We start from the raw sequence: 2,182 nt of genomic DNA, 5'->3' as shown, positions 1-2,182 counted from the left end.
GGTTGGTATCTGGTTGCAACCAAAGGCAGCCATCGCCAATATAAGCACAAAATCAAAGCCGGCCGCGTCACCGTGGCCGGCAAGCCGTCTGAAGAGGTTGCGCCAGGAACGCTGAACAGCATTCTCAAGCAGTCCGGCTTAAAGGAGTGATGGCATGCGCTACGCGGTGGTGATCGAAAAAGCCGGAAGCAACTTTTCCGCATATGTTCCTGACCTGCCAGGCTGCATCGCGACAGGTGCAACAGTGCCTGAAGTGGAGAACGAAATCCGCGACGCAATTCGTTTCCACATAGAGGGTCTGCGCGCCGATGGGCTGGAAGTTCCCAAGGCAGTCAGTCTCGCTGAGTATGTTGAAGCATAGCCGACTGACAGGCGCTGCGGCCCGGTAGCGGCGCTTTGCTATGATCGACCACATCACCATCGAAGTCAGCGACCTCGCCAAGAGCAAGCTCTTCTACGAACAGGCCTTCACGCCGTTGGGGTATCGCCTTTCCTTCGGCAAGCACGGCATTTTCTGGGCCTTCGATGTCGGCAATGGCTGCCTGTTCGAGATCCAGAGCACGGGCGAGAAGCCGCCGCTCACCCATCTGCATGTCGCGTTTCGGGTGAAGAGCAAGGCGGAGGTCGATGCGTTCCATCGCGCGGCGCTCGCGGCGGGCGCGACGGACAACGGCGCGCCGGGGCGGCGCCCGGATTATGCGGAAAATTACTACGCCTGCTTTGTGCTTGACCCCGATGGCTACAACATCGAGGCGATGATCAACGAGGGGTGACACGCGCGCGCTCCTTCTCCCCTTTTGGGAGAAGGTGGATCGGCGCGCAGCGCCGAGACGGATGAGGGGTGTTCCAGCGGAGTGAGACGCTGGCGATCCAGTCGTGGTGTCCAACGCCGGCAAAGGTCTTCGTCAAGCTGGAGCACCCCTCATCCGGCCGCTTCGCGGCCACCTTCTCCCACAAGGGAAGAAGGGGAACGCCGCGCTCAATTCTTGAGCGTACCTCCGCATTGTCCGGCCGGCATCACATCAAAGGCGCGTCAGCACACCACCGGTTGATGCGCGTCAATGCTCGCCCTTCCCTGTCCCCTACCATGCCGCCGTCAGCAATGACTTTCGGAGGCGAAAATGGACCAGGAGATCAAAAACAAGATCCAGGCACTGCTGGATCAGCACCGGATCATGACGGTCGCAACGCTGAGGCCGGACGGCTGGCCGCAGGCGACGACTGTGGGCTACGTCAATGATGGCCTCACCCTTTACTTCCTCTGCGGCCTGGACAGCCAGAAGGCGGCAAATCTGGCGCGGGACGATCGCCTGTCGCTGACCATAGACCACGACGCGCCGCAGGTGATGGAGATCACCGGGCTTTCCATGGCGGCGCGGGCGCAGCCGGTGGAAGACCGCGCCGAGGCCGAGAAGGTTCTGCGCATGCTGCCGATGAAGTATCCGCCGCAAACCTCGATGCCCGGTCCGATGCCGACGCCGGATCAGGTCCGCATCTTCCGCGTGATGCCGACAGTGATCTCCGTGCTCGACTACTCGAAGGGTTTTGGCCACACGGATCTGGTCACCTGCTGAGCGCGGCATGGCGGCCAGGCGATCCAATTGATCGATCGCATGATCCAGATCAAGGCAAAGCCCATCGTTCCTGATGTTTCCTCGGCCGTTCTTTCCGAGGAGATGGAAATGCCTACAGAGAGCCTAATCGTCGTCACCGCCATTGTGGCCTATTTCGCGACCTTCATGGCCGTGCTCGCCTATGTGACGATGGCGGAGTCGCGACATCTGCCACGGAGATAGCCGAGGCGATCGGATGCGCCTCAGTCCGCGTCGGCCATCATCTGGCCGCCGCCGCCCAGCCAGGCGCGCCATTGCCGCTCATCGCCGTGGAAGACGTTGAGGTCGATGCGGCCTGTCACGCCATGCGACAGGCCGGAGCCCGAATACTGCCAGAACAGCCATTTGCGGCCCGGATAGACTTTTGACGGATGCGCCGCCACGGCGCGCAGCCAGAACGGATAATCCAGGAAGGCGCCGCGCAAATTGTCGCGATAGAAATCAGGGCTGGTGTAGATGATGGGACGCTGGCCGTAGTGGCGCTCCAGCTTGTCCATGAAGACCTGCATCTTCTCCAGCACCTTTTCGCGCGAAGGCTTGCGCCTGCAGGAGGATTCGCCGTTCCACTC

At 61.3% G+C, this 2,182-nt stretch carries 6 protein-coding genes; 5 read left to right on the top strand and 1 reads right to left on the bottom strand.

Annotated elements, in window-relative coordinates; genetic code table 11:
- The 5 genes from EOA24_RS35195 to EOA24_RS35170 all read left to right on the top strand — a co-directional run.
- Positions 1-150 (top strand): type II toxin-antitoxin system HicA family toxin (locus tag EOA24_RS35195; RefSeq protein ID WP_127410663.1); only part of this gene is annotated, 150 nt, incomplete at its 5' end.
- 4 nt (positions 151-154) lie between these two features.
- Positions 155-361 (top strand): type II toxin-antitoxin system HicB family antitoxin, encoded by a 207-nt coding sequence (locus EOA24_RS35190; protein WP_126082528.1) that lies wholly within the window; start codon positions 155-157, stop codon positions 359-361.
- Positions 362-401: 40 nt separating this feature from the next.
- Positions 402-773 (top strand): VOC family protein, encoded by a 372-nt coding sequence (locus EOA24_RS35185; RefSeq protein WP_126082527.1) that lies wholly within the window; start codon positions 402-404, stop codon positions 771-773.
- 348 nt (positions 774-1,121) lie between these two features.
- Positions 1,122-1,574, top strand: a complete 453-nt coding sequence (locus EOA24_RS35175) for a pyridoxamine 5'-phosphate oxidase family protein (RefSeq protein ID WP_126082526.1) — start codon at positions 1,122-1,124, stop codon at positions 1,572-1,574.
- 27 nt (positions 1,575-1,601) lie between these two features.
- Positions 1,602-1,796: a hypothetical protein gene (locus EOA24_RS35170; RefSeq protein WP_126082525.1), complete on the top strand. Its 195-nt coding sequence runs from the start codon at positions 1,602-1,604 to the stop codon at positions 1,794-1,796.
- A 20-nt stretch (positions 1,797-1,816) separates the two neighbouring features.
- Here the strand turns inward: EOA24_RS35170 and EOA24_RS35165 are convergent.
- Positions 1,817-2,182: GH25 family lysozyme (locus tag EOA24_RS35165; protein ID WP_281059918.1), on the bottom strand; the 366-nt coding region annotated here is incomplete at its 5' end.

Origin of the sequence: Mesorhizobium sp. M2A.F.Ca.ET.039.01.1.1 (genome assembly GCF_003998035.1) — a bacterium.
Lineage (GTDB): Bacteria > Pseudomonadota > Alphaproteobacteria > Rhizobiales > Rhizobiaceae > Mesorhizobium.
This window is presented reverse-complemented; position numbering and strand designations above follow the sequence as displayed.

Excerpts from the sequence above, each read along its gene's own strand:
- EOA24_RS35185 (WP_126082527.1), top strand. The coding sequence starts at position 402 with ATGATCGACCACATCACCATCGAAGTCAGCGACCTCGCCAAGAGCAAG.
- EOA24_RS35190 (WP_126082528.1), top strand. The coding sequence starts at position 155 with ATGCGCTACGCGGTGGTGATCGAAAAAGCCGGAAGCAACTTTTCCGCA.
- EOA24_RS35175 (WP_126082526.1), top strand. The coding sequence starts at position 1,122 with ATGGACCAGGAGATCAAAAACAAGATCCAGGCACTGCTGGATCAGCAC.